Origin of the sequence: Xanthomonas boreopolis, assembly GCF_046529185.1 — a bacterium.
GTDB lineage: Bacteria > Pseudomonadota > Gammaproteobacteria > Xanthomonadales > Xanthomonadaceae > Pseudomonas_S > Pseudomonas_S boreopolis.
This window is the reverse complement of the sequence record NZ_CP097162.1, coordinates 4,445,514-4,470,651: the sequence shown is the minus strand read 5'-3', so window position 1 is coordinate 4,470,651 and position 25,138 is coordinate 4,445,514. Positions and strand designations below refer to the sequence as shown.

Annotated in this window: 21 protein-coding genes; 9 read left to right on the top strand and 12 right to left on the bottom strand. The window is 69.9% G+C overall.

The genetic code is table 11. The annotated features are described in order from the left end of the window. Window positions 1–59: 59 nt before the first annotated feature. A complete protein-coding gene (locus tag M3M27_RS19890) occupies window positions 60–974 on the bottom strand; it encodes a LysR family transcriptional regulator (RefSeq protein ID WP_434026741.1) in 915 nt (304 codons plus the stop codon). 98 nt (window positions 975–1,072) lie between these two features. Between M3M27_RS19890 and M3M27_RS19885 the strand changes: the two genes are divergently transcribed. Then, window positions 1,073–2,080 (top strand): zinc-binding alcohol dehydrogenase family protein, encoded by a 1,008-nt coding sequence (locus M3M27_RS19885; RefSeq protein ID WP_434026740.1) that lies wholly within the window; start codon window positions 1,073–1,075, stop codon window positions 2,078–2,080. A 56-nt stretch (window positions 2,081–2,136) separates the two neighbouring features. On the opposite strand, the gene M3M27_RS19880 is transcribed toward M3M27_RS19885, so the two are convergent. Beyond that, window positions 2,137–2,697, bottom strand: a complete 561-nt coding sequence (locus tag M3M27_RS19880) for a nucleoside 2-deoxyribosyltransferase domain-containing protein (RefSeq protein WP_140724392.1) — start codon at window positions 2,695–2,697, stop codon at window positions 2,137–2,139. 62 nt (window positions 2,698–2,759) lie between these two features. After that, the gene (locus tag M3M27_RS19875; RefSeq protein WP_434026739.1) at window positions 2,760–3,365 is read right to left on the bottom strand and encodes a glutathione S-transferase family protein; all 606 of its coding nucleotides are present in this window, start codon (window positions 3,363–3,365) and stop codon (window positions 2,760–2,762) included. A gap of 73 nt (window positions 3,366–3,438) precedes the next feature. Between M3M27_RS19875 and rmuC the strand changes: the two genes are divergently transcribed. Both rmuC and M3M27_RS19865 read left to right on the top strand, forming a co-directional pair. Further along, a complete protein-coding gene (gene rmuC, locus M3M27_RS19870) occupies window positions 3,439–4,809 on the top strand; it encodes a DNA recombination protein RmuC (RefSeq protein WP_140724384.1) in 1,371 nt (456 codons plus the stop codon). A 77-nt stretch (window positions 4,810–4,886) separates the two neighbouring features. Further along, complete coding sequence (locus M3M27_RS19865; RefSeq protein ID WP_434026737.1) at window positions 4,887–5,432, top strand: glutathione peroxidase; 546 nt, start codon at window positions 4,887–4,889, stop codon at window positions 5,430–5,432. Between the two features lie 270 nt (window positions 5,433–5,702). Here the strand turns inward: M3M27_RS19865 and M3M27_RS19860 are convergent, their stop codons facing one another. The 6 genes from M3M27_RS19860 to M3M27_RS19835 all read right to left on the bottom strand — a co-directional run bounded on the left by M3M27_RS19860 (window position 5,703) and on the right by M3M27_RS19835 (window position 9,869). Further along, complete coding sequence (locus M3M27_RS19860; protein ID WP_434026736.1) at window positions 5,703–6,713, bottom strand: MlaA family lipoprotein; 1,011 nt, start codon at window positions 6,711–6,713, stop codon at window positions 5,703–5,705. 11 nt (window positions 6,714–6,724) lie between these two features. After that, a complete protein-coding gene (locus M3M27_RS19855) occupies window positions 6,725–7,027 on the bottom strand; it encodes an STAS domain-containing protein (protein WP_434026735.1) in 303 nt (100 codons plus the stop codon). After that, complete coding sequence (locus M3M27_RS19850) at window positions 7,017–7,676, bottom strand: MlaC/ttg2D family ABC transporter substrate-binding protein (protein ID WP_140724371.1); 660 nt, start codon at window positions 7,674–7,676, stop codon at window positions 7,017–7,019. The genes M3M27_RS19855 and M3M27_RS19850 overlap by 11 nt, the downstream gene beginning before the upstream one ends. Continuing rightward, window positions 7,673–8,206: an outer membrane lipid asymmetry maintenance protein MlaD gene (gene mlaD / locus M3M27_RS19845; RefSeq protein WP_140724368.1), complete on the bottom strand. Its 534-nt coding sequence runs from the start codon at window positions 8,204–8,206 to the stop codon at window positions 7,673–7,675. Before mlaD ends, M3M27_RS19850 begins: the two co-directional genes overlap by 4 nt. 119 nt (window positions 8,207–8,325) lie before the next feature. Then, the gene (locus tag M3M27_RS19840) at window positions 8,326–9,075 is read right to left on the bottom strand and encodes an MlaE family lipid ABC transporter permease subunit (protein WP_140724365.1); all 750 of its coding nucleotides are present in this window, start codon (window positions 9,073–9,075) and stop codon (window positions 8,326–8,328) included. After that, window positions 9,075–9,869 (bottom strand): ABC transporter ATP-binding protein, encoded by a 795-nt coding sequence (locus M3M27_RS19835; protein WP_140724362.1) that lies wholly within the window; start codon window positions 9,867–9,869, stop codon window positions 9,075–9,077. Before M3M27_RS19835 ends, M3M27_RS19840 begins: the two co-directional genes overlap by 1 nt. Before the next feature lie 267 nt (window positions 9,870–10,136). Here M3M27_RS19835 and recC point away from each other — a divergent pair, with 267 nt between their 5' ends. Genes recC through recD form a run of 3 tightly spaced genes read left to right on the top strand, consistent with a single transcriptional unit; the run spans window position 10,137 to window position 19,287 of the window. Then, window positions 10,137–13,520, top strand: a complete 3,384-nt coding sequence (gene recC / locus M3M27_RS19830; RefSeq protein WP_434026734.1) for an exodeoxyribonuclease V subunit gamma — start codon at window positions 10,137–10,139, stop codon at window positions 13,518–13,520. Continuing rightward, window positions 13,517–17,314, top strand: coding sequence for a UvrD-helicase domain-containing protein (locus M3M27_RS19825; protein WP_434026733.1), 3,798 nt, complete (start codon window positions 13,517–13,519; stop codon window positions 17,312–17,314). Before recC ends, M3M27_RS19825 begins: the two co-directional genes overlap by 4 nt. Beyond that, on the top strand, window positions 17,311–19,287 hold the full coding sequence (gene recD, locus M3M27_RS19820) for an exodeoxyribonuclease V subunit alpha (RefSeq protein ID WP_434026732.1): 1,977 nt from the start codon (window positions 17,311–17,313) through the stop codon (window positions 19,285–19,287). Before M3M27_RS19825 ends, recD begins: the two co-directional genes overlap by 4 nt. Here recD and M3M27_RS19815 read toward each other — a convergent pair. Then, window positions 19,284–19,871: a hypothetical protein gene (locus M3M27_RS19815; RefSeq protein WP_434026731.1), complete on the bottom strand. Its 588-nt coding sequence runs from the start codon at window positions 19,869–19,871 to the stop codon at window positions 19,284–19,286. The genes recD and M3M27_RS19815 overlap by 4 nt on opposite strands. A 158-nt stretch (window positions 19,872–20,029) precedes the next feature. On the opposite strand from M3M27_RS19815, the gene M3M27_RS19810 reads away from it, so the two are divergent. Further along, on the top strand, window positions 20,030–20,746 hold the full coding sequence (locus M3M27_RS19810; RefSeq protein ID WP_140724347.1) for an Imm52 family immunity protein: 717 nt from the start codon (window positions 20,030–20,032) through the stop codon (window positions 20,744–20,746). A gap of 345 nt (window positions 20,747–21,091) precedes the next feature. Further along, window positions 21,092–22,084 carry a hypothetical protein gene (locus M3M27_RS19805; RefSeq protein WP_218569716.1) on the top strand — a complete coding sequence of 331 codons (993 nt, stop codon included), beginning with the start codon at window positions 21,092–21,094 and terminating at the stop codon, window positions 22,082–22,084. An 808-nt stretch (window positions 22,085–22,892) separates the two neighbouring features. Here M3M27_RS19805 and M3M27_RS19800 read toward each other — a convergent pair. Both M3M27_RS19800 and M3M27_RS19795 read right to left on the bottom strand, forming a co-directional pair. Then, the gene (locus M3M27_RS19800; RefSeq protein ID WP_434026730.1) at window positions 22,893–23,957 is read right to left on the bottom strand and encodes a type II toxin-antitoxin system RelE/ParE family toxin; all 1,065 of its coding nucleotides are present in this window, start codon (window positions 23,955–23,957) and stop codon (window positions 22,893–22,895) included. Further along, entirely contained in the window at window positions 23,944–24,150 is a 207-nt protein-coding gene (locus tag M3M27_RS19795) for a hypothetical protein (RefSeq protein ID WP_140724341.1), read from the bottom strand. Before M3M27_RS19795 ends, M3M27_RS19800 begins: the two co-directional genes overlap by 14 nt. Before the next feature lie 236 nt (window positions 24,151–24,386). Between M3M27_RS19795 and M3M27_RS19790 the strand changes: the two genes are divergently transcribed. Continuing rightward, complete coding sequence (locus M3M27_RS19790; RefSeq protein WP_140724338.1) at window positions 24,387–25,064, top strand: ion channel; 678 nt, start codon at window positions 24,387–24,389, stop codon at window positions 25,062–25,064. The last annotated feature ends 74 nt before the right edge of the window (window positions 25,065–25,138 follow it).

Below are 25,138 nucleotides of genomic sequence, written 5' to 3'. Positions count from 1 at the left end.
TGAAGCGCTTCGGCTGCTGAAAAGCACTTCCCGCTTTTGCGGGAATGACGATGGAACGATCACCCCGGCAGCGGGAAACGCCGCAGGTGCTCGCGCAGGCGCAGCGCGAGCAGGTCGTGCAGTTGCCGGATCGCCGGCGAGAACTGCTTGCGGTGCGGGCACACCAGATTCAGCGGCACGCTTTCGCCGTGCGCGGGGAACAGCGCCTGCAGCCGTCCCGCCTGGACGTCCTCGGCCACGTCCAGCCACGACTTGTAGGCGATGCCTTCGCCGGCCAGCGCCCAGCGCCGCACTACCTCCGCGTCGTCGCACAGCATCGCGCCGCGCACGTCGACGGTATGGCGGCGGCCGTCGAGGTCGAAGCTCCAGCGGTCGTGCGCGCGGCCGCCGAGCATGTAGGTCAGGCAGGCGTGCTCGCGCAGCGCGTCCGGCGTCGCCGGGCGGCCGTGCCGGCGCAGATAGTCCGGCGAGGCCACCAGCACCCGGCGGTTCTCCGGCGCCAGCGGCAGCGCCACGTAGCGCGCCTCGTCGAAACGGCCGAGCCGCAGCGCCACGTCCACCGGATCGCGGAACACGTCGGCGACCTGGTCGGACAGGTGCAGGCGCAGGTTCAGGCGCGGGTGCATGCGGTGGAACTCGCCCAGCCACGGCAGCAGCAGGTTGCGGCCCAGGTCCGACGGCGCGGCGATCTGCAGCAGCCCGTGCAGCTCCGCATCGGCGCCGCCCAGGCGTTCGCGGCCCTCGCGCAGCGTGTCCAGCACCTGCTGCGCGTACGGCAGGTACTGCTCGCCCTCGGCGGTCAGGCGCAGGCTGCGGGTGGTGCGCACGAACAGGCGCAGGTCCAGTTCGCGTTCCAGCCGGGCGATCGCGGCGCTGACCTGCCCCGGCAGCAGGTCCACCTCGCGTGCCACCCGCGAGAAGCTGCCCAACGCCGCGGTGCGGACGAACAGGGCAAGGTCGTCGAACCGGATCATTTTCACTCCAGCAATGAAAGTGCTGGTGCATTCTGCGGGTTTCCGACGCGACCGGCACGGCCGACCATGTCCGCTTTGCCCCCTCCTGGAGTGCCGCCATGAAAGCCATCGCCTATACCCGCCACGGCCTGCCGATCGACGACCCGCAGGCCCTGGTCGAGATCGACCTGCCGGTCCCCGAACCGGGCCCGCGCGACCTGCGGGTCAAGGTGCATGCGGTCTCGGTCAACCCGGTCGACACCAAGGTCCGCCGCAACATGGCCACCGAGGCCCCGCGCGTGCTCGGCTGGGACGCGGTCGGCATCGTCGATGCGGTCGGCACCGAGGTAAGCCTGTTCAAGCCCGGCGAGCGGGTCTGGTACGCCGGCTCGATCGCCCGCCCCGGCAGCGACGCCGAGTACCACCTGGTGGACGAGCGCATCGTCGGCCATGCCCCGCGCAGCCTGGACGATGCCGCCGCGGCGGCGCTGCCGCTGACCGCGATCACCGCCTGGGAGCTGTTGTTCGACCGCCTGGGGGTCGCCGAGGGCGGCGGCGAAGGCCAGACCCTGCTGGTGGTCGGCGCCGGCGGCGGGGTCGGCTCGATCCTGGTGCAGCTCGCGCGCCAGCTGACCCGGCTGACCGTGGTCGGCACCGCCTCGCGCCCGGAGACCCAGGACTGGGTACGCACGCTCGGCGCGCACCACGTGATCGACCACCGCGAGCCGCTGACCCAGGGCCTCAGGCGCCTGGGCATCGAGCAGGTGCCGCTGGTCGTCGGCGTGACCCATACCGACGTGCACTACCCGCAGATCGTCGAGGCGCTGGCGCCGCAGGGCCGGTTCGCGCTGATCGACGATCCGGCGGGGCTGGACGTGCTGCTGCTCAAGCGCAAGAGCATCTCGCTGCACTGGGAACTGATGTTCACCCGCCCGCTGTTCGGCACCGAGGACATGATCGCCCAGCACCAGCTGCTCGAACGCGTCGCGTCGCTGGTGGATGCCGGCACGCTGCGCACCACGCTCGGCGAGCACTACGGGAAGATCAGCGCGGAGAACCTGCGGCGCGCGCACGCGTTGATCGAGAGCGGCCGCGCCCGCGGCAAGATCGTGCTGGAAGGTTTCTGATCTTCCTGCCCGCGCGATGCGCCCCGACCCGGCGCGGGCATCGGCCGCGCCGGGGTTCAGGGCGCCGTAGCGCGGGCCCGGCGCAGCGCATGGATGCGCTCGCGCAGCGCCGCGATCAGCGCCTCCAGCGAGTCGTAGCGCGGCACCCCGTAGCGATCGCCGGTGATGTCCAGGTTGCCCTTGCGCCAGAACCCCGCCGGTGCCGATACCAGCAGCTTGCCGGAGCGTGCGTACAGGCCGAACTCCAGCAGCGTGATCGGGCTCTGCGTGCCGGGCGCGAAGTACATCGGCACCAGGTCGGCCTGCTCCAGCGCCGCCAGCTCCCATTGCACCTGGCGGCGGAACTCCGGCTCGTCGGCCTCGGCGCGCCAGGCCGGGTTCCAGTCGGGGCGGCGCGGGTTGAGCAGCAGCACGCCCTCGTCGCGCAGCGCGTCCTGCACCTGTTGCTGCCAGTCGCCGGCCTTGCCCATCTCGATGCTGCCGGCGAGGAACACCTTGATCCGCGCATCGTGCGCCGGCAGCGGCGCAGGCGAGGTCAGGGTCTGCGACGGGGTGGGCGGAGTGGCCGCATGGGCGGCCGGCAGCATGGCCATCGAAAGCAACAGGAACGATTTCATCGGGCGCGCGACGGGATCGGCGGCGGCGGGGCGGCCATCGTAGCGCAGCCGCGCGCGGCGGCTCAGGGCATCCCGTTGGCGCCGTGGCGGCGGAAGCCGGGGCGTTCGCCCAGAATCGCGTGGTAGGCCTGCACCGCCGGCAGCGCCGGGCGCTCGATCGGGCTGGCCAGCCAGCGCTGGGTCGACAGCCCGAGCACGATGTCGGCCAGGGTGAAGCCCGCGCCCAGCACGTAGGGCCCGCCTTGCGCCAGCTGCGCATCCAGGATGCGCATGTGCCGGTTCCACTGCGCCTCGCTGGCGGCGATCGCGGCCGGGTCGGCATGCGCCGCGCTGCGCCGCACCTTGGCCATGAACGCGTAGCGCCAGGCGCCGTTGAGATCGGTCGCCTGCCAGTCCATCCATTGTTCCACCCGTGCCCGCGCCGCGGCCTCGGCCGGCAACAGGTCGAAGCGGCCGGCGCGCGCCGCCAGGTAGCGGCAGATCGCGTTGGATTCCCACAGCACGAAAGCGCCGTCGCGCAGCACCGGCACCAGCGCGTTCGGGTTGAGCGCGCGCAGCGCTTCCGGCGCCGGCGCCTCGTCGTGGGCGAACGGCAGGCCCAGTTCGTCCAGCAGCCACAGCACCTTGCGCACGTTGATCGAGCGCGAATGGCCCAACAGTTCCAGCACGGCAGGTCTCCGGGAACGGGCCGGCCAGTGTAGCCGGCGCATCCGGTGAGACGCGCGCCGCTACACTGGCGGCATGACTCCCGAATCGATGATCCTCGGCGGCCTGCTCTGTGCCGTCATCGTGCTGCAGATCGCGGCGCTGCTGCGCCGCCAGGACGGCACCCGCCTCGAACGATCGCTGCGCGAGGAGGCGCGCGCCGGCCGCGGCGAACTGCGCGAGCAGCTCGAATCGTTCGCGCGCCACCAGGAAGTGCGGCTGGACGCCTTCGCCCGCAGCCTCGCCGACCTGTCCACCCGCACCGATGCGCGCCTGGACCAGCTGCGCGAAACCCTGACCGAGGACGCGCGCCGCGGCCGCCAGGAAGCCGGCGAGTCGCAGCAGCGCTTCGCCGGGTCGCTCGACCAGCGCCTGCTCGAGCTGACCCAGCGCAACGAGCTGCGCATCGGCGAGATGCGCGCCACGCTCGAGCAGCAGCTGCAGGCCCTGCAGAACGACAACGCGGCCAAGCTCGAGCAGATGCGCGCCACCGTCGACGAGAAGCTGCAGAGCACGCTCAACCAGCGCCTGGACTCGAGCTTCAAGCTGGTGTCCGAGCGCCTGGAGCAGGTGCAGCGCGGGCTCGGCGAGATGCAGCAGCTGGCCACCGGCGTGGGCGACCTCAAGCGCGTGCTGAGCAACGTCAAGACCCGCGGCGGCTGGGGCGAGGTGCAGCTGGAGAACATCCTCGAGCAGACCCTGACCCAGGAGCAGTACGCGCGCGGCGTGCGCCTGCGCGCCGACAGCGCCGAGGCGGTGGACTTCGCGGTGCGCCTGCCCGGGCGCGGCCGCGACGACGCGCCGGTGTGGCTGCCGATCGACTCCAAGTTCCCGCGCGAGGACTACGAGCGCCTGCTCGACGCGCAGGAGCAGGGCGACCAGGAGCAGGTGCTCGCCAGCGGCGCGCAGCTGGAGCGCGCGATCCGCGTGCAGGCCAAGTCGATCGGCGACAAGTACATCGTGCCGCCGTACAGCACCGACTTCGCGGTGATGTTCCTGCCCACCGAGGGCCTGTACGCGGAAGTCATCCGCCGCCCCGGCCTGGTCGACCTGCTGCAGCGCGAGCACCGGGTGGTCGTGGCCGGCCCGACCACGGTCACCGCGCTGCTCAACAGCCTGCAGATGGGTTTCCGCACGCTCGCGATCGAGCAGCGCTCCAGCGAGGTGTGGAGCCTGCTCGGCGCGGTCAAGAGCGAGTTCGGCAAGTTCGCCGGCATCCTCGAGAAGGCCGAGAAGCAGATCAACACCGTCGGCAAGAGCCTCGGCGAGGCCAGCCGCAAGACCCGCACCATCGAGCGCCGCCTGCGCGGCGTGGAATCGCTGTCGGCGGACGACTCGCGCGCGCTGCTGGGCGAAGACGCCGCGCTCGACGAACCGGCCGCTGCCGACGACGAAACCGAAGGTTGATCGTCCCGGCGCCGCGCGGAAATGCGCGGCGCCGGGTTTATCCTGTCGCCGCAATCCCTCTACCTGGAGTCCCCTGCATGTCCACCCCGATCCAAGCCATTCCCCTGACCACCATCGACGGCGCCCCGGCCACGCTCGCCGACCACGCCGGCAAGGTGCTGCTGGTGGTCAACGTCGCCTCCAAGTGCGGCCTGACCAAGCAGTACGAGGGGCTGGAGCGGCTCTATCGCGAGAAGCAGGGCACCGGCTTCGAAGTGCTGGGCTTTCCCGCCAACGACTTCAAGGGCCAGGAGCCGGGCAGCGAGGAGGAGATCAAGCAGTTCTGCACGCTGACCTACGACGTCACCTTCCCGATGTTCTCCAAGATCGCGGTCACCGGCGAGCAGACCCATCCGCTGTATCGCGAGCTGATCGCCGCGCAGCCGGAAGCGGCGGGCGAAGGTCCGTTCCGCGAGCGCCTGCAGGGCCTGGGCATCGAGGCCAACCCGGCGCCGGGCGTGCTGTGGAACTTCGAGAAGTTCCTGGTCGGCAAGGACGGCCGGGTGGTCGGTCGCTTCGCGCCGGACGTGGACGCCGACGATGCGCGCCTGCGCGGGGCGATCGACGCCGCGCTGGCGGCGTAAACGCGCAACGTTGCAGCAAGGGCCTGGCGGCCGGAAGGGCTTCCTTGCCGGAGGGACCTCAGCCCGACGCGCTACCGGTACGGCACGTCGCGACCAAAGTCCCTCCCACAACATCACAGCCCGGCAGGGGACACCCGCACAGGAATGCGCGGCGCCGCGAAGAACCCAGACAAGTCCGCGCACATGGATGTGCGCTGCTCTTGTGAGGGACCCACGAAAAAGCCCGGGATCGCTCCCGGGCTTTTCTGCGGGTCCTTCCTGGCGACAGGATCAACCACCCCACTGCGGTACCGGCATCGCATCCGCCGGCACGGTGTTGTCGTCGCGCAGGTAGTCCGGCAACTGCTCGCCATCCTTCTGGTTGCGGTGCAGGCTCTGCTGGATCTGGTAGTTGCGGCGCTGCAGCCAGGCGTCGCGGGTCAGCGCGTACTCGTCGGGCGCCTCGTTGCGCATCTCGTCCAGCGACAGCAGGCGCGCGCGCGTGTTGACCAGCTGGACGCCCTGCAGGCCGATGCGGACCTTGTCGTTCTCGACCTGGCGCAGCGGCGAGAGCGGCATGTCCCCGGCCAGGCCGAAGGTGTCGCGCAGCGTGCGCGGGCCGAAGAACGGCAGCTCGAAGTAGCGCGAGTTGCGCCAGCCCCACACGCCCAGGGTCTGGCCGAAGTCGCCGTTGCCGCGCGGGATGCCGGCGGCGCTGGCGGGGTCGAACAGGCCGCCGATGCCCAGCGTGGTGTTCATCACGAACCGGCCCAGCGTCTGCAGCGCCCTGACCGGGTGCCCCTGCAGCAACTGGTTCACCAGGGTCACCGGCGAGCGCAGGTTGTCGAAGAAGTTGGTCACGCCCAGGCGCACCGGCTCGGGCGTGACGTTGACGTACGCGGTCGCCACCGGCCGCGCGAAATACTTGTCCACCGCCAGGTTGAAGCGGTGCATGCCGCGGTTGTAGCGCTCCCACGGATCGTAGGCGACCTGGCCGGCCGGCGCGGCGTCGGCCGAGGCGCTCGGCGCCGGCCCGCCGTACAGCGCGGCATAGTCGTCTTCGGCCGCGGTCGGTGCGGTGCCGGCAGCGCTGGCCGATGGCGCCTCCGCCGGTGCGGCGGCCGCAGGCGCTTCACCCGCGTCGGCCGGGGCGGATGCGGGGGCCTCCGCCGCCGGCGTCGCCTCCGCCGCGGGCGCGGCGACGACCGAGGCCGCCGCGGGCGGCGCGGATTTCGGCGCCTGGCCGGCGCAGGCCGCCAGCAACAGCAGCGGGACGAGAACGAGGGGGCGGAGGACGTTCATGTCGGTTCCGGTCAGGCCTGGAAATCCAGGGTGGGCGAGAGACGGTAGGCGGCCCGCAGTTCCTCCAGGCCGGGAGGCGTGCCGAGCACGGCGACGTCGCCGCCCCGGCGCGAACGCAGCCGCGCGGCGGCTTCGGCCAGCAACGCGAGGCCGGCGCTGTCCAGCCGGGTGACGCCGCCCAGGTCGAGCCGCGCGGCGCCGTCCAGCAGCCCGGCCAGCTGCGGCCACAGCGCGGTGGCCGCGGCGCGGTCGAGCGTGCCCGTGGCGAGCAGCGCGTCGCCTTCGCGGTACAGCCGGGCGTCGTTACTTGCCATTGTTCGCCGGCTGCGCGGCCAGGGTGCCGCTGCGCAGTTCCTTGGCGACCTCGGCGATGCCCTTCTGGCGCAGCGGGGCATCGAACTGGTTGCGGAAGGTCTGCACGTAGGAAATGCCCTCGATGACCACGTCGAAGATCTTCCACTGGCCGTTGACGTTGCGCATCAGGTAGTCGACCGGGGTCGGGTCGTCGCCCTGGCGCAGCAGCTCGGTGGACACCTTCACGCCGCGGTTGCCCGGCAGCGCGGTCTCCGACTTGCCGCGGAAGGTCGGCTTGCCCTCGAAGCTCAGCAGCGCCGAGCCGTAGCGCTGCATCAGGCTGTCGGCCATCGCGTCGGCAAACAGCTTGACGTCGGCGTCGGAGGCGCCGCGGCCGTGCACGCCCAGCACCAGGCGGGCGGCGTAGTCGCGGTCGAACAGCTGGTTGAGCTGGGTGTCGATGTACTGGCGCAGCGCGGCCGGGTTCTGCTTGAACTCGGCGCGGCGCTGCTGCAGCGTGGTCAGTACGTTGCTGCTGGCGTCGATCACGGTCTTGGTGGCCGCGCCCTGGCTGGCGGCCGCGGCCGGGGCGGCCTGGGCGAACGCGGCGGTCGGCGCGGCGGCGAACAGCGCCGCGGCCAGTACGGTCGAAAGCAACGGGGTCTTCATTTGTGGGGCTCCGTGGAAGAGGGCGTGGTCGCGTCGGACGCGGCAGGCGCTTCGCCTGACGCGGAGTTACCGCCACCGCCGCTGAACATGTACTTGCCGACCAGCTGGATCAGGTCCACGGCCGGCTGGGTGAAGGCGATCTCGTCGCCGGGCTTGAGCACGTCGGGGTCGCCGCCGGGCTGCAGGCCGATGTAGCTCTCGCCGAGCAGGCCGCTGGTGAAGATGCCGGCGGAGGTGTCGGCCGGCAGGTCCTTGTAGCGCCCGTCCAGGCTCAGCGTCACCACCGACTCGAAGGTCTTCGGGTCGAGCGTGATGTTGCTGACCTGGCCGACGTTGACGCCGCCGATGCGCACCGGCGCCTGCTTCTTGAGCTGGCCGATCTGGGTGAAGCGGGCGGTCAGGTCGTACCCGTCCGAACCCAGGCCCCAGCGCTGGTTGGTCGAGGCCACCGCCAGCACCAGCAGCGAGGCCAGGGTCAGCAGCAGGAAGGCGCCGACGGCGAATTCGAGTCGTGGTCCACGCATGGCCATATGTCATTCCACCTTTCGTCCAACTGCCGCCGCGACATGCGCCGCAGCGGGCTTTTCATTGAGTTCCCGCGCGTGGACGCGCGGGTTCTTGCGAGGGACTCGCCGCATCCGGGCCCGCCTCATTGGAACAGCAATGCGGAGAGCACGAAGTTGAACATCAGCACCAGCAGCGAGGCGTTGACCACCGCGCGGGTGGTCGCCACCGAGGTGCCCTCGATGGTCGGCTCGGCATGGAAGCCGACGTAGGCGGCGACCAGCGCGGCGGTGCCGCCGAAGATCGCCGACTTGAGCAGCGCCACGCCGAAGTCGTCCCACAGGTCCACGCTGTTGCGCAGGCCCGACCAGAACGTGCCGTTGTCCACGCCGAGCACGTGCACCGCCTCGAAGTAGCCGCCGCTGATCGCCAGCGAGCAGAACACCGCGGTCAGCAGCGGCACGGTCAGCACCGCGGCCCAGAAGCGCGGCGCCACCGCCTTGGCGACCGGGTCGATCGCCATCAGCTCCAGCGCCTTGATCTGGTCGGTGGCGCGCATCAGGCCCAGCTCGGCGGCGATCGAGCTGCCGGCGCGGCCGATGAACAGCAGCGCGGTCAGCACCGGCGCCAGCTCGCGGTATAGCGACAGCCCCAGCAGCGTGGACAGCGCGTCGGACGCGCCGAACGTGGTCAGCGTGCGGTAGCCCTGCAGGGTCAGCACCAGGCCGACGAAGGCGCCGCCCACCGCGATGATCGGCAGCGAGCGCGCGCCGATCTTGTAGATCTCGCGGGTCAGCTCGGCCAGGAAGTCGGCGGTGGGCAGCGAGCCGCGCGCCACCGTCAGCGAGAACAGGCCGGCGCGGCCGAGCGAGCGGATCGATTCGGCGAAGGCCATCAGGCGGCGCTCCTGGTCGTGCGCGCGGCGGCGTCGAACGGGATCGGACCGTCCGGCTGGCCGTGCAGGAACTGCCGCACCAGCGGATCGGCGCTGGCTTCCAGCTGCGCCGGCGTGCCCGAGAACACGATGCCGCCGTTGGCGATCACCACTGCCTGGTCGCAGATCGGCAACGTCTCGTGGACGTGGTGGCTGACGATGATGCTGGTCAGCCCCAGGCTGTCGTTGAGGCGCTGGATCAGGCTCATGATCACGCCCGAGGCGATCGGGTCCAGCCCGGTCAGCGGCTCGTCGTAGATCATCAACGGCGGGTCCAGCGCCAGCGCGCGGGCCAGCGCGACGCGCCGGGCCATGCCGCCGGACAGCTCGCGCGGCCAGGCATCGGCGGCGGCGAGCAGGCCGACCGCGTGCAGCTTCATCTGCACGATGCGCGCGATCAGCGCCTTGGGCAGCCGGGTGTGGGTGCGCAGCGGCAGCGCCACGTTCTCGGCCACGGTGAGGTCGGTCAGCAGGCCGTTGCCCTGCAGCAGCACGCCGACGTTGCGGCGGGTCTCCAGCAGCGCGCGCGTGCCGGTCGGGATCGGCGCGCCGAACAGGGCCAGCGTGCCGGCGGCAGGGCGCAGCTCGCCGGTCAGGGCCGCCAGCAGCGTGGACTTGCCGCTGCCCGACGGGCCGAGCACCGCGGTGATGCTGCCGCGCGGCACGTCGAGCGAAACGTCGCGCAGGATCGTGCGCCCGCCACGGTCGATGCGGACGCCGGACAACTGCACGACAGGGGAAGCGGAATCCGACATCGCCACCGTTAACAAATAACGAACAGGTTAATTTCGCGCCGGCTGGCTGAACTCAGTTGGACTAAGTTTTTCAGAACTGGGCGGTCTAGTATTGTGTCACTCCGCGGCTCGTTCGACTACTGCTCAGGTGCATGAATGCGCATGACACCCGGCGCCGCGTGAGGATTCCGTCATTATCGCCGAGGACCGGCCGCGCGGGCGGGCCGCCCATTCAGCCGCCGCGCCCCCGGGCTTATCGCCCATGCCGCGCTGCGGCACTATGGCGCGATGGCCGACGCTGCACCGGACTTCCGCCTCTATCATTCCAATTCGCTCGAGGTGCTGGCATCGCTGCTGGCGCACGAGCTGCGCCGGCCGGTACCCGGCCAGTCGCTGCTGACGCCGGAGACGGTGCTGATTCCGCAGGTGGCGATGCGGCGCTGGCTGCAATCGACCCTGGCCGCCGAGTACGGCATCGCCGCCAACCTGGAGTTCCTGACCCCCGGAGAGTTCGTCGCGCACGCGCTGGAGGCCAACCTCGGCCCGGCCGACGACGACCTGGACGCGGACACGCTGCGCTGGCGCCTGTACGCGGCGCTGGTCGATCCGGAGCTGCTGGCGCGGCCGGCGATGCGCGCGCTGCAGGCCTACCTGGCCGACGGCGACGCGCTCAAGCCGTGGGCGCTGGCCGGCGAGCTGGCGTCGGTGTTCGAGAAATACCAGGCCTGGCGCCGCGACTGGCTGCTGCGCTGGGAGGCCGGGGCCGACCCGGACGATCCGCAGGCGCTGCTGTGGCGGCGCATCGCCGGCGGCCGCGCGCACCGCGCCCGGCGCATCAACGATTACCTGGCGCGCCATGCCGGCGGCGGCGCGCTTCCGGCGGGGCTGCCGCCGCGGCTGTTCGCCTTCGCCACCCTCAACGTTTCGCCCGACGTGCTGCGCGTGCTCGCCACCCAGGCGCGGACCGGCACGCTGCACTTCTACCTGCCCACGCCTACGGCGTCGTACTGGGGCGACCTGCAGACCCTGGGCGCGCGCCTGAAAGCCGGCGATGCCGACCCGTTCGGCGAGGATGCCAGCGAGAACCGCTTGCTGCAGGCCTGGGGCGCGGCCGGCCGCGACTTCATGGCGGTGCTGGGCGGCTACGAGGTGGTGCACCCCTCCGGCGAGATCGCCGCCTACGCCGACCCGGAACGGCGCCCGGGCAAGCCGCTGGCCGAGGGCGGGCTGGGCGACGGCCTGCTGAAGCGGCTGCAGGCCGACCTGTTCCACCGGCGCGGCCGGCCTTCGGGCGGGCTGCTGCCGGCGCTGCGCCGCGACGATCCGACCCTGCAGGTGCACGCCTGCCACACCCGCCTGCGCGAGCTGCAGGTCCTGCACGACCAGCTGCGCGCGCTGCTGGAGGACCCGCGCTTCGACCCGCCGCTGCAGCCGCGCGAGATCGCGGTGCTGGCGCCGGACATCGATCCGTACATTCCCTACCTGGACGCGGTGTTCGGCGGCCCCGACGACCCGGTGCCCTACGCCCTGGCCGACGCCAGCCCGCTGGCCGGCGAGCCGCTGGCGGAAGTGTTCGTGCGCCTGCTCGGGTTGCCGGTATCGCGCTTCGGCCTCAACGAGGTGCTCGACCTGCTCGCCAGCCCGCCGCTGGCGGAGGCCGCCGCGCTGGACGCGGCCGCGTTCGAGCGCCTGCACGGATGGCTGCAGGCGGCCGGCGCGCGCTGGGGCCTGGATGCGGCGCACCGCCAGCAGCACGCGGCGCCGCGCGATGACGCCTACACCTGGGCGTTCGCGTTGGACCGGCTGCTGCTCGGCCACGCCAGCGGCAGCGATGCGGAGATCGCCGGGGTGGCGCCGTGGCCGGAGCTGGAAGGCAGCGCGCTGGACGCGCTGGACACGCTGATCCGGCTGTTGCGCGTGCTGGCGCGGCACCAGCAGACGCTGGGCGAGGCGCTGCCGCCGTCGGCCTGGCGCGAGCGGCTGATCGGCCTGCTCGACGCGCTGCTGCCGCAGCCGCCATCGGCACCGTCCACGCAGCGCGCGCTCGACCGCCTGCGCTGGCTGGTCGACGGCTTTGCCAACAGTGCCGCGCGTGCCGGTTTCGATGCACCGCTGCCGGCCGAGGCGGTACGCGCGCACTTCGCCGCCGTGCTGGGCGAGGCCGACACGCGCGCGCCGCTGCTCACCGGCGGCATCAGCATCGGCCGCATGGTGCCGATGCGGCTGCTGCCGTTCCGCGCGATCTGCCTGCTGGGCATGAACGACGGCGATTTCCCGCGCCGCGACCCGGCCGCCGGCCTCAATCGCCTGACCGCCGAACTGGGCAGCGAGCGCCGCCGCCCCGGCGACCGTTCCACCCGCGAGGACGACCGCTTCCTGTTCCTGCAACTGTTCGCCGCCGCGCAGGACGTGTTCTACCTGAGCTACCTCGGCGCCGACCCGCGCGACGGCAGCGAGCGCGAACCCTCGGTGCTGGTCGCCGAACTGCTCGCCGAGGCCGCCGCCTACCACGCCGATCCGGCCGCCGCCGCACGCGACCTGGTGGTGCGGCATCCGCTGCAGCCGTTCGCGCCGGCCGCGTTCGGCGGCGACGGCGAACCGCGCCGCTTCAGCTACCGCGCGGCGTGGCGCCCGGCCGCTGGCCGCCTCGGCAGCGAGCGCCATGCGCTGGAACCGTGGTTCGGGCAGGCGCTGCCCGCGTCCGAGCCGGAGCCGGCATTGCCGCTGGACGCGCTCAGGCGCTTCCTGCTCGCGCCCGCCGCGCAGTTCCTGCAGTTGCGGTTGGGCCTGCGCCTGGCCGACGAGATCGAGCGCGCCGAGGACCTGGAACCGCTGCTGCTGCCCGGCGGCGGGCTGGAGAAGCACGCCTTGCAGATGCAGGCGTTCGAGGCGCTGCTGGACGGCGAGGACGAACAGGCCCTGTACCGCCGCCTGCGCGCCCGCGCCCTGCTGCCGTCCGGCGCGCTGGGCGAGCGCGAGCTCGAAGACCTGCTGGCGCAGCTGCGCCCGTACGCGCGGGGCTTCGCGCAATGGCGCGCCGGGGCCGGCGCACAGTCGCAGCGCTACGACATCGAACTGGACGGCCTGCACCTGCACGGCCGCGTCGATGCGCTGTACCCGCACGGCATCGCGCGGGTGCGGCCGGGCGTGCGCAACGGGCCGGCGGCGATCCGCAACGGCCTGGACTGGCTGCTGGCCAGCGCCGCCGGCGACCCGCGTCCGCTGGTGCGCTTCGACGACGCGGGCGAGGCCGGCACCGGCCCGCACGTGCGCGAGGCCTTGCCGCCGGCGCAGGCGCGCGACGCGTTGCGCGCGCTGCTGGCGTTGCGCGCTCGCGGCCTGCGCGAACCGCTGGCGTTCGGTCCCTACAGCGGCTGGGAGTTCTACCGCCACCTGATGGACGGCGCCGACGCGAAGAAGACCTTCAAGGCCGCGTTCGAGCGCTGGCACGGCACGCGCGGCTATGCCGAAGGACAGGGCGAGGCGACCCGGCTGGCCCTGCGCGGGCGCGATCCGTTCGCCGACCGCACGGCGTTCATCGCCTTCGCCCGCACCAGCTTCGCCGTGTTCGATGCGGTCTGCGAGGGACGCACCGACCTGGAACCGGACGAGGCGACGCTGGACGCGGTCTGGGTCGCGCGCGGCGAGCAGGACGGGGGCGAGGAGGAGTGAGCATGGACGTCCCCGCCGATCCCTACCTGGGCCTGCCGCTGCACGGCGTGCGCCTGATCGAGGCCAGCGCCGGCACCGGCAAGACCTTCACCCTGGCCACGCTGGCGACGCGGCTGGTGGTCGAGCGTGGCCTGCGTGTCGGCCAGATCCTGGCGGTGACCTTCACCGAGGCCGCCACCCAGGAACTGCGCAAGCGCGTCCGCGAGCGCCTGGCCCTGGCCGCCACGCTGGTGCCCGAAACTTCCCTTGGAGAGACCGTCCTTGTGGGAGGGACTTCAGTCCCGACGGGCCTTGCCGAGGAAGCGTCGGGACTGATGGCCCTAGGCCACCCAGAGTCCCTCCCACAGGACTCGCCCGAAATCCACTTGACCCGCACCCTCCTGGCGGCCCACCTCGCCACGTCGGGGGAATCCCCCGACGCCCTGCGCCGCCGCCTGCGCCAGGCCGCCGACGAGATCGACCTGGCCGCGATCTTCACCATCCACGGCTTCTGCGCGCGGGTGCTGCGCGAACACGCGCTGGAGAGCGGGCAGACCTTCGCCCCGCCCGAACTGCTCGCCAGCGACCGCGAACTGCTCGAAGAACTGGCCGCCGACCTGTGGCGCGCGCACGCCGCCGAAGCGGGCGAGGCCGAGCATCTGCCGGCGCTGTGGCCGGCCGGCCCGGCCGCGCTGGCGCGCGACCTGCCGGTGCTGATCCGCCAGCCGCTGCTGCTGCCCGCACCGGTGGACCTCGCCCACGACCCGCGGCCGGCGCTGCGCCAGGCCGCGCAACGCCTGGCCGAGGCGATCGCCGCGCATCTCGAGGACGCACGCGCCGCGGTGGCCGAGGCCTTCGAGCGCAAGCGCTTCGACGGCCGCCGCGCGCGCCGGCCCAGCTTCGACAAGGCGTTCCAGGCGCTGCTCGATGGCCTGCAGGCGCAGGCCTGGTCGCGCGAGGGCACCGCGCACCTGGACAAGCTGGTGCCGGCGCGCCTGCGCGAGCTGTGCAAGGACGGCCACGAGCCGCCGTGCTCGCCGCTGTTCGACGCGCTCGACGCCTGGCTGCAGGCCGACGACGCGGTGCGCCTGTGGCAGGGCCAGCGCCGCATCGCGCTGCTGCATCGCCTGCGCGAGGAAGCGCGCGAGCGCCTCGCCGCGCTCAAGCGGCTGCGCCGCGTGCAGACCTACGACGATCTCATCGACGACGTCGCCGCCGCGCTGTCCGGCCCGCACGCCGAGGCCCTGGCGCAGCGCCTGCGCGCGCAGTACGCGGTCGCGCTGGTGGACGAATTCCAGGACACCGACGCGCGCCAGTGGAGCATCTTCGAGCGCGTGTTCGGTCCTGATTCTCCAGATGAACGTCGCGAGTGCGAGCACCCGGCCACCGGGCATAGCCCGGCGGCGCTCGAAAGCGCGCGAACCAGTGGTTCGCAAGCGCGCTTTCTCGCCCTGATCGGCGACCCCAAGCAGGCCATCTACGGCTTCCGCGGCGGCGATGTGCACACCTACCTGGCCGCGGCCGGGCAGGCCGAACGCGCACCGCCGCTGGAGCGCAACTTCCGTTCGCGACCCTCGTTGTTGAAAGCCATCGCCGCGCTGTACCGGCAGGCCGGCGAGCGGGCTTTCGTCGAGGAAGGCATCCGATTCCACGACGTGCAGCCCGGCGGCGTGCGCGGCGACGACGATTTCCTGCGCGACGGCGCGCCCGCGCCGGCCCTGACGCTGTGGCGCGCGCCGCCGCCTGCCGGCGACAAGCCGCACGATGCCGAGCGCTCGCGCCAGCTCGCCACCGCCGCCTGCGTCGCCGCGATCCACGAGGTGCTGGCGCAGGCGCGCGCCGGCCAGGCATCGCTGCGGGGCCGTCCGGTCGAACCGGGCGACATCGCCGTGCTGGTGCGCAAGCACGGCGAGGCCACGCGCATCCAGCAGGCGCTGGCGGAGGCCGGCATCCCCGCCGTGGCGGCCGGCAAGCAGAGCCTGTTCGCCAGCGAACAGGCGCGGGAACTGCTGGCGCTGCTGCTCGCGCTGCTGCACGGCGCCGACGACGGCCGCCTGCGCGCGGCGCTGGCGACGGTGCTGGTCGGCGTGGACGCCGACGGCATCGCCGCGCTCGAACGCGACGGCGAGCTCCACCGCCAATGGCAGCTGCGCGCGCAGCACTGGCGCGAGCGCCTGCAGCGCGGCGGCCCGCTGGCGCTGGTGGACGAGCTGTGCGCGGCCAACGCCGAGCGCCTGCTCGGGCTGCTCGACGGCGAGCGCCGCCTGACCAACTACCTGCAACTGGGCGAACTGCTGCAACAGGCCGACGCGCGCGCGCTGGGCCTGCATGGGCTGGTGGACTGGCTCGGCCGCCGCATCGCCGAGGCCGACCCGGACGACGAGACCCAGTTGCTGCGGCTGGAATCGGACGCGCGCCGCGTGCAGATCGTCACCCTGCACAAGAGCAAGGGCCTGGAGTACCCGCTGGTGTTCCTGCCGTTCGTCGGCATCGGCGGCAAGTCGCCCGATCCCGGCCGCGCCTGCGTGGCGCCGACCGAACAGGGGACGCGCGCGCTGTTCTGGAAACCCTCGCCGGAAACGCCGGAGTGGAGCGCCGCGCGCGCGGCCTGGATCCAGGCCCAGCACGCCGAGGACGCGCGCCTGCTGTACGTCGGCCTCACGCGCGCCGAGCACGCGCTGTGGATCGCCTTCGGCGCGTTCTACAACGCCCCTCGCAGCCCGCTCGCAGCGATGCTGGCCGACCCGGCCGCGCTGGCGGCGCAGCCGGGCATCGTCCTCGACGAGCGCCCGCTCCCGGCCACGCTGCCGTGGCTGCCGCCGCCCGGCGAGGGCGAGCCGCCGCCGGCGCGCGTCGCCACGCGCCGGCTCGCGCCGGACTGGTGGGTCTACAGCTTCACCCAGCTCGCCAACGCCGACGGCGGTGGCGACACCCTCGCCAGCGCCACGGTCGAATCCGCCGGCGGCCACGACGAGCCGGCCGCACCGGTCGCGCTCGAGGACGATTTCGATCCGCGCTTCGCCGGCAACCGCTTCGGCGTGGTGCTGCACGCCGCGCTGGAGCACGGCGACTTCGCCGCCTGGCGCGGCTGGCGCCCGGGCGATGCCGCGCCGGCCGCGGAAGCGGAAACGATCGCCGCGGCCTTGCGCGAGGGCGGCTACGCGGCCGGGGACCTCGGCGACGGCGCGGCGCTGCTGGCGCGCCTGATCGGCCAGACCCTCACCGTCGCGCTGCCCGAGGGCGTGCGCCTGTGCGACGTGCCGGCGGTCGAGCGCCGCGCCGAGATCGAGTTCCAGTTCGCGCTGCGCCCCACCCGCGTGGACGCGCTGCTGCGCCTGCTGCACGCGCACGGCGTGGTCGGCGATCGCCACGGCTTCGGCCTGCGCCAGCGCCTGGAAGGGCTGATGACCGGCCTGATCGACCTCACCTACCGCCACGAAGGCCGCTGGTACGTGCTCGACTACAAGTCCAACCGCCTGCCCGCCTACGACCCGCCGGCGCTGGCGCAGGCCATGCGCCACAGCGAGTACGACCTGCAGGCGCTGATCTACACCTTGGCGCTGCACCGCTGGCTGCGCTTCCGTCTCGGCGAGGACTACGACTACGCGCGCGACTTCGGCGGCGTGCGCTACCTGTTCTGCCGCGGCCTGGATGCCACGCGCGATCCCTCGCCCGGCGTGCACGCGCAGCGCTTCGACCCGGCGCTGGTCCACGCGCTGGATGCGCTGTTCGCCGGTGCCGAACTCGAGCCCGTTTCTGCCCGGGAGAGGGGGCGGGGCGAGGAGACGTCCGCGCCCGGAGCGCCTTCGCCATGAACGTCCCCAACTTGCTCGCCGACCTGCAGCGCGCCGGCATCCTGCGCACGCTCGACCATGCTTTCGCACAGAGCCTGCGCCGGCTCGACCCGGGCACGCCCAACGAGGTGCTGGCCGCCGCGGCGCTGGCCTCGCTGGCGGTGGCGCAGGGCCATGCCGGCTTCGACCCGGCGCGCCCGCGCCTGCTCGCCGACGCCGAGCTGGCATGGCCGGACCCGCGGGCCTGGCAGGCGCTCCTGGCCGCCTCGCCATGGGTGGATGCGCCAAGCGTGGACGAGGACGCGGCGACCGCAGCGAAGCCGCTGGTGCTCGAGCGCGGCCTGCTGTACCTGCGTCGCTACCGCGAGTACGAGCGCCGGCTGGCGCTGGCGTTGCGCCGGATCGCCGCCATGCCGCCGCCGGCGTTCGACGTCGAAGCGCTGGCGCCGCTGTTCGACGCCCTGTTCCCTGCTCCTTCCCTTCCCCCGCTCGCGGGGGAAGGTGTCCGGAGGACGGAGGGGGGCAACTGGACCGAAGACCGCCAGGCCCAGGCCGCCGCGTTGTCCCTGCGCCGCGCGCTGCTGTTGGTCATCGGCGGCCCCGGCACCGGCAAGACCACCACCATCGCGCGCTTGCTGGCGCTGCGTGCGGCCGCGGCCCTGCGCGCCGGCGCGGCGCCGCCGCGCATCGCCCTGGCGGCGCCGACCGGGCGCGCCGCCGAGCGCATGGCCGAGAGCCTGCGCGCCGCGGTGGCCTCGATGCGCGCGGCCGGCGTCGACGCCGCCGCCTGCGCCGCGCTGCCCGAAGGCGCCAGCACCCTGCACCGGCTGCTGGGCACCCTTCCCGACTCGCCGCGCTTCCGGCACGACGCCGACAACCCGCTGCCGTTCGACATCGTGGTGGTGGACGAGGCCTCGATGGTCGACCTGCCGCTGATGTGCAAGCTGGCCGAAGCGGTGGCCGACGGCACCCAGCTGATCCTGCTCGGCGATCCCGACCAGCTGCCCTCGGTGGAAGCCGGCGACGTCCTCGCCGCCATCCTCGGCGCCGCCGGTCCCGGCGACGCACTGGCGCCGGACGACGCCATCGCCTTGCGCCCGCTGCTCGGCCCGGTGCCCGTCGCCACGCCCGAAGGCGGGTTGGCCGGCCACCGCATCCACCTGCGCCGCGGCTGGCGCCAGGCCCGGGATTTCGACCTGGCGCCGCTGGCCGAGGCCGTGCGCGGCGGCGATGCCGACACCGCGCTGGCGCTGCTGCGCGGCGGCCGGCTGGCCGGCGTGCACTTCCACGAGAACGCCGACGACCCGCTGCAAACCCGCCGCGACGCCTTGCTCGCGCACTGGCGCGCGCTGGCCGAGGCCAGCGATCCGGCCCAGGCCCTGCGCGTGGCCGGCCGCCTGCGCCTGCTCACCGCCGTGCGCAACGGGCCGCAGGGCGCGCGCGGCCTCAATGCCCGCATCGAGCAACTGCTGGCCGAAACCGGCACCGCCGGCCGCCGCCTCGGCACCGCCTCGCCCTGGTTCCACGGCCGCCTGCTGCTGGTCACCGAGAACAGCTATCGCCACGGCCTGTTCAACGGCGACGTCGGCATCTGTCTCAGGGACGCACGGGGCGCGCTGGTCGCCTGGTTCGAAGGCGGCCGCGACGGCGAGGTCCGCGGCTTCCACCCCGCGGCGCTGCCGGCGCACGAGAGCGCCTTCGCGATGACCGTGCACAAGGCGCAAGGCAGCGAGTTCGACGAAGTCTGGTTGCAACTGCCCACCCGCGACGCACGCGTGCTCAGCCGCGAGCTGGTCTATACCGGCATCACCCGCGCCCGCCGCACGCTGCACCTGGCCGCCAGCGAGGCGGTGCTGCGCGCCGCGCTGGCGAGGCATGCAGCGCGGGTTTCTGGGTTGGGGTGGAGGCTGGGGCAGCGAGAAGGCGAGGGGTTGCATCCCGACCACGTTGTCGCTGGGCCGCCACGCAAACCAGAGCAGGGTACGTTGTTCTAGGAAAGGTGCGTGGTTTCATCCGCCATGCTGTCCGCACACGAGGCCAAGCCGTTGCCGAAGAGCGAAGGCGGAGCGAGCATCGCTCTGTTCTCCTGTACCGGGCATCCGGATCTGCGCGGGTAATGCAGGTCCAGCTCGTTGAATAGCCTGTCGGCGGCGTATATGGCGGTCAATGCCGAAATCATCGGCAAGATGAAGGGCAAGGAAGCTATTTGGCAAACGAGGATCAACAACTGGAAAGCCTTGAGATCGGTCGCTGGCCCGAAGAACGACGGGATAAGCATCGCAATGAACGAAAAAACCGGCATGGCAAATAGTGACAGTCCCATCCACTTGCCTTTCCTTTTGGAGTGGTCTTTCTTGGCCTGCTCGCTGGCTTTTGACTCGCTCTCGGCAGGAAGGAGTGCGAAGGCCCCATTCTCGAATGTACGGAGATAGCGCCTGGCCTTGATGAAATCGTTGATCAATCCCAGCGGATTCTCGCGACGCTTCGCCTCGTCAATGACACGGTTGTCGAGCATCACGCCGAAGGCATCGGATGCAGCCAAGCCCTTCACCAGAGCAGTAGTCGCGTCGTGGTTCAAGAATTATATGGCTCAGGAGGAAATCATCATGTCGGCAAAACCCCAGGGGAAGCCCGAATGGCACTTCATGGAAATGGACGCATGCAAGGCAGGAGTCGAGGCCGGAATTCCATCCACAGCGGCTTGCTTTACTCTCTACATCTTGGGGCGAATCTGACATGGGCATCACCTTGGTGGTGAAGTCCCGGCCGGAAAGGCTGTCCTTGCCCGAGGCCTATGCAGCCGCCGCAGTACTGATAGGGCGATTGGCTCAAGTGCATCCTGATTTTCGCGAATGGTGGTCCAACCCTCGGGGCCCTAAAGATGCTTTTCTTCCCTTCGGCGACCGGAAGGGGATCATCGCCCGTATGGAGGAAGATGAGGAGTTTCCCGAGCTCAAGGAGAAAGGAGCTCCTGGCCTGTTGTTGACGAACGCTGGAGACGAAAAGACTTGGAAAAAGCGTGGCCGAATAGGTTGGACCATCAATCCCAGTTTTGGAGACATGCGGCTGAGTATTGGAAATCCGGAGCAGGCCTTCGAACGCCCAACGGAGATCATTTGGGGGATCCTGAAAGAGCTGAGCAAGGTCCCAGGTGTTTGGTTCGCCCAAACCAATGTGAAACAGCGAGTAGGAAACGATCTGCTTCTGTACAGTATTGACCGTGCTCCGTTTCCCCATCGGGAGTTTCTGGGATGGATGGGGTACGTAAACAGTCCCCTTGCCGCTGAACAGGTTCCCGATGCGGCACGATTGGAGCGTCAAGGTAACGGCACCCTTATCCTTGCTACCGAAGTCCTGGATTTGGGCAATCCGGCGGCAATCAAGCAGGCCAATCAGGTCGAGATGAGCTTGGCCGATCTGGACTTGCTGTCAGTTATCGGCTCTTCGCTATAGTTTCTGAAGAATATCGGAGAACCACTAGATCACTTTCCCGAAGTGCTCATATATATCCGCCCACTTGATGGAAGCTGAGACACAGGTTGCAGGGAAGAAATTGTCCTGCCTCCTGATAGGCAGTAGGGTCGTGGACCACGCCTCAACGGAATAGAGAGCAGCGCTCTTTTGTATATCCTAAGTCGATGCAGATGCGGCCACTACGGCGGCAAGTCCCAGCGGAGCTATTTCTTGCGAAGTTTTTCCTAACTTCTGCCATGCGGCCAAACTCGGCAAAGCTACCAATGCAGGCAATGTGAAAAATCAACGTGGGGACATCCCCACGCACGCACAGGAATGCAAGCAATGGATAGGGTTAAATCAGCGATTTTTCTAGCAGCTGTACTGTTTGGATCGACGTCTACAGCCCATGCCGCAGCGGCAATCTGCAATGACTGCGACTTGGGCAAGAAACAAACCATGTCGCGGGAACTTGGTGTTGGCGATCACTATTTGTGGGATCTATCGCGGCGTACGCTTTATCACATGCGTGTTACTAGTTCGAGTAGCGGCGGTGGCGGAGGAACAGTGCCAACGAATGCGCCGGCTGCGGATTATGTTCGGATTACCTCGAGCGAGCTGGCTGTCACTGCAACGACCACTCTTACTGTTAAAGAAGTTAGTCTGACCAGTGGTGAACGGAGTGTGTTAAGTGCGGGACTGGCGGTTTATGACGCCAATGGAGGCTCTCCGACAGCAACACATGAATTCTCTGTAGCCGTTCAGGTGCCAACTGTAGTAAGCGCACAGGCTCGAGCAACGGTCGCAGCTGTCGGGACTCGGCCGATGACAGCGATGGATGCTGTAACTACCCCGACTTATCGCGATACTGCTATAAGGGCAGCGCTGAGCTATGAACAGGTCGGGCCCTTCTACTATTTTGTGGATAAGTTACGCACAACACTCGTCGATTTTATGAGTGTATTGAGCAAGAATCCACTTGAAAATCCATTCAAAGTTGTAAATATTATAAAATTCCCCGATGGTTCTTACTTTAAAATACAATGGAATTGGAGTGCGCGAGATTATTCGTATGTAAAGGGTTCGGCTATTGATGCAGCCGGTAATCCAATTCCAGAAACAAGAGATCAGGTGACGGATGATGAAGGTACTAGAAATTACGTCTATCCTAACGTCTCCTCCGCCTCCAATGCTGGCGGGGAAATGATCAATCACCTATCCAACTTGGGTGTTGGTTGGGACGGGCCGCGCAACGTACCGGTGAACGTGAGTTACATTGTTGCTTGCGCATCAACTCCAAGCGGCGTCAGATGCCAAGTTCGATATCTATCACCATGAATAATGCAAGAGTCAATAATTATTTTGCTTTCCGATCTTTTCTTATATTACTTGGATCGGTAGTGATTGCGGCCATAGGCAAATCCATTGGGAATGATGGGGTTGGACTCAATGTCTATTATTTCCTATTCTCATTGATATATCTTGCGCTCCCAGTACATCATCTTATTAAAATAGGTAGGTATGATTATTTCTCGAGGAGGAGGTATTCGTATTTCTTAACGGGAGTATCTATTGTTGTGGTTTTTGTTGGATTATTTCTCTCTGTTAGATCAACTTAAAAAAAAGCCCTCGGTTCACCGAGGGCTTTTTTTGGGTAGGGACTTGGACTCGTGTTGCCAAGAGCCTGTCTTCAACATGACACGCCTCTTTAGGGTACTGACCGAGAAGGGTGCTAAGGTAGCGAGTCGCCCGACGACAAAGGGTAAAGCAAGCGACGGGGTGTGTACTTCTATATACTTCGTTAGAAATTCTCTCGGACTGCTTCTCACCGTTGACACGACATTGTGATCTTCGATGCGGCGGCGGTCATGCGAGCCCTTCTGGATTAAATAGGGGGAGCCCATAGTCGCTTCGAACGAGCTCGCCGCCGGTCCTGCGCAAGCGAGGAATGCGATCTGCGCCATGACACGTGGTGAATCGTTGCGCAGCGTGCCCATGTATTGGCATTGGTGCTGATTGGTCGTGCAGGCATGTTGCCGGTTCGGCGGCATGCCTGCACACGAAGACGGAGTGTCCGGTGATTCGGTCGCGTCTTTGGCTTGCCGTTCGGCTGTAGCCGGGACCGCGGCCCAAGTACCCCTTTACCTCACCGATACGGCCCCGGCCCGCGCCACACCGGTTCGCCGCGGCGGTAGACCTCCATCATGTTGATGACCTCGCGGGCGTCGCCGATGGACTGCAGTTCCGGGGAATCCGGGGGCAGCAGGCGGCACTTGCCGGAACCGCGCCGCAGCGCGATCTCCAGCGGGCAGACCATGCGGTTCTGGGTGCCGGGCAGGAGGATGGCGATTTCCTTCATGCCCTGCTCCTTCCACGCGCGCAGCTGGGTCTCGCTGCGCAGGTCGTAGTAGACCTGGTAGCCGCCCACGTCCAGGCTCGGTTCGGCGGAGCGGCGATCGTTGCGGTAGCCGGGCTCGAAGGCGGCGCTGTCGGCCAGCCCGTCGTCCTCGGCGACGTCCTCGTCGAGCATGCCCGGCGGGCGGCCGGTCCAGGTCTCGGGACGGCGCTGCACCGGTGCGGGCGTCGGCGACGGCGATTGGCTCGGGCGCTGCACGACGGGGCGGGGAGCCGGCACGCGACGCGGCGTGGCGGCCACGTCGGGAGGCAACGGATCCTTGGCGTCCTTGACCACGGTGGAGCGAACGGGCGAGGTGGCCGAAGGCGGGGGCGGGCTCGGCGGGGCGGGTTGCTCCGGTTCGGACGTCTCGCCGAGGAAGTCCACCTTCATCCGGCCGCCGGCGACGGCGCCCTGCGGCGTGGACATGGTCGGCGTGGAAGCGTGCAGCAAGGCGAACACCATCAGCACGTGCAGCAGCGCGCTGGCCAGCGCCGCGAGCCACGGTTCCAGGGGCTCGATCCAGGGCTCGGTCCGCGGCATCCAGTCGCGCGCGTCCACCTCGACATGCAGCACCTGCAGCGCGTCGTCGCGCACGCGGTACACGAGCAGGTACGGCGTGCGCGCGACCCGCCATTCCCGCGTTCCCGCGACCCGTCCAGGCCGGCCCAATCCCGGTTGCTCGCCCAACCTCCGCGTCGCCTCCAGTACCTGCCGTGCCATCGCCGCGGCCGCCACCGGGTTGAGGGCGTGGTAGTGGTCCTGGGCGTGTTCGAATCGCTTGGCGGCCGGGGCGGTCCACTCACGCCGCAACATCGATGCCCCATCTGGCGAACGTCGCCTTCATCCGCTCAGGGCCGGCGAGCTGCCCCCGGTCCGCCGCTTCGATGCCGTCCCGGACCGCACCATGGAAACGGGCCTCGTCCACGGCACGCGCAACGTCGTCCCAGCCGGCCGCGTCGGGCAGCGCGTCGATCAGCTTGTGCGCTTCTTGCTTGAGGGGGGACATGTCGCGACGCCGTGGAGCACGATCCCCAAGTCTAGCGCCACGGCCCGGACATCCGCGTGTCGCGGTGGAACACGGCGGTCCGCGGATCGCCCGCGCCCGGCCGCGCGCATCCCTTGGCGGACCTGCGGCGGCATGGCAGGCTGCCGTGGCCAACCCAGGATGCCGCGCCCGATGAGACCATCGCACCCGCCCGAACGGCCCGCATGTCCCGGCATGCAACGAACAGGACGGCACGCATGAACCGCTCGCTCCGGCAGGGCCTGGTCACGCTCCGCCGGCACCCGGCCGGCATCCTGCTGGCGGTGCAGTTGCTGGGCCTGCTGCTGTACCCGCTGATGGAAGACACCTCGCTCGGCCGCGCGCTGTTCGGCGCGTTCGGCATGCTGGTGCTGGCGCTGGTGATCTGGGTGGTCGATCGCGGCAGCGCGTCGGACTGGGTGGCCTGGGCGCTGGCGGTGCCTTCGGTCGTGCTGTCGCTGCTGGCGAACTTCATGCACGTGTGGCCGTTGCAGGCGTTCGCGCAGGTGCTGGAGGCGCTGCTGTACTTCTACGCGGCGGCGGGCCTGATGTTCTACATGCTCGGCGACCACGACGTGACCATGGACGAACTGCTCGCGGCCGGCGCCACGTTCACGCTGCTGGCCTGGGGCTTCGCCTTCGCGTTCTCGGCGTGCCAGGCGCTGGCGCCCGGCAGCTTCAGCGGGGCGGTGGATCCCACGCACGCGCGCAGCTGGCTGGAACTGCTGTTCCTCAGCTTCAGCCTGATGTCGGGCGTGGGCCTGAGCGACATCGTGCCGGTCACCCCGGCCGCCCGCGCGCTGACCATGCTGGCGATGTTCGCCGGGGTGATGTACATCGCGGTGGTGGTGTCGCGGCTGATCGCGCTGACGGGCGTCCGGCAGCGGGAGCGTTGAGCCGCGGCCCGCAAACGCCTGCCGCGCCCGGCAGGATGCTTGCATGTTCGTCGTTTGGCCGGGAGGACGCGAAT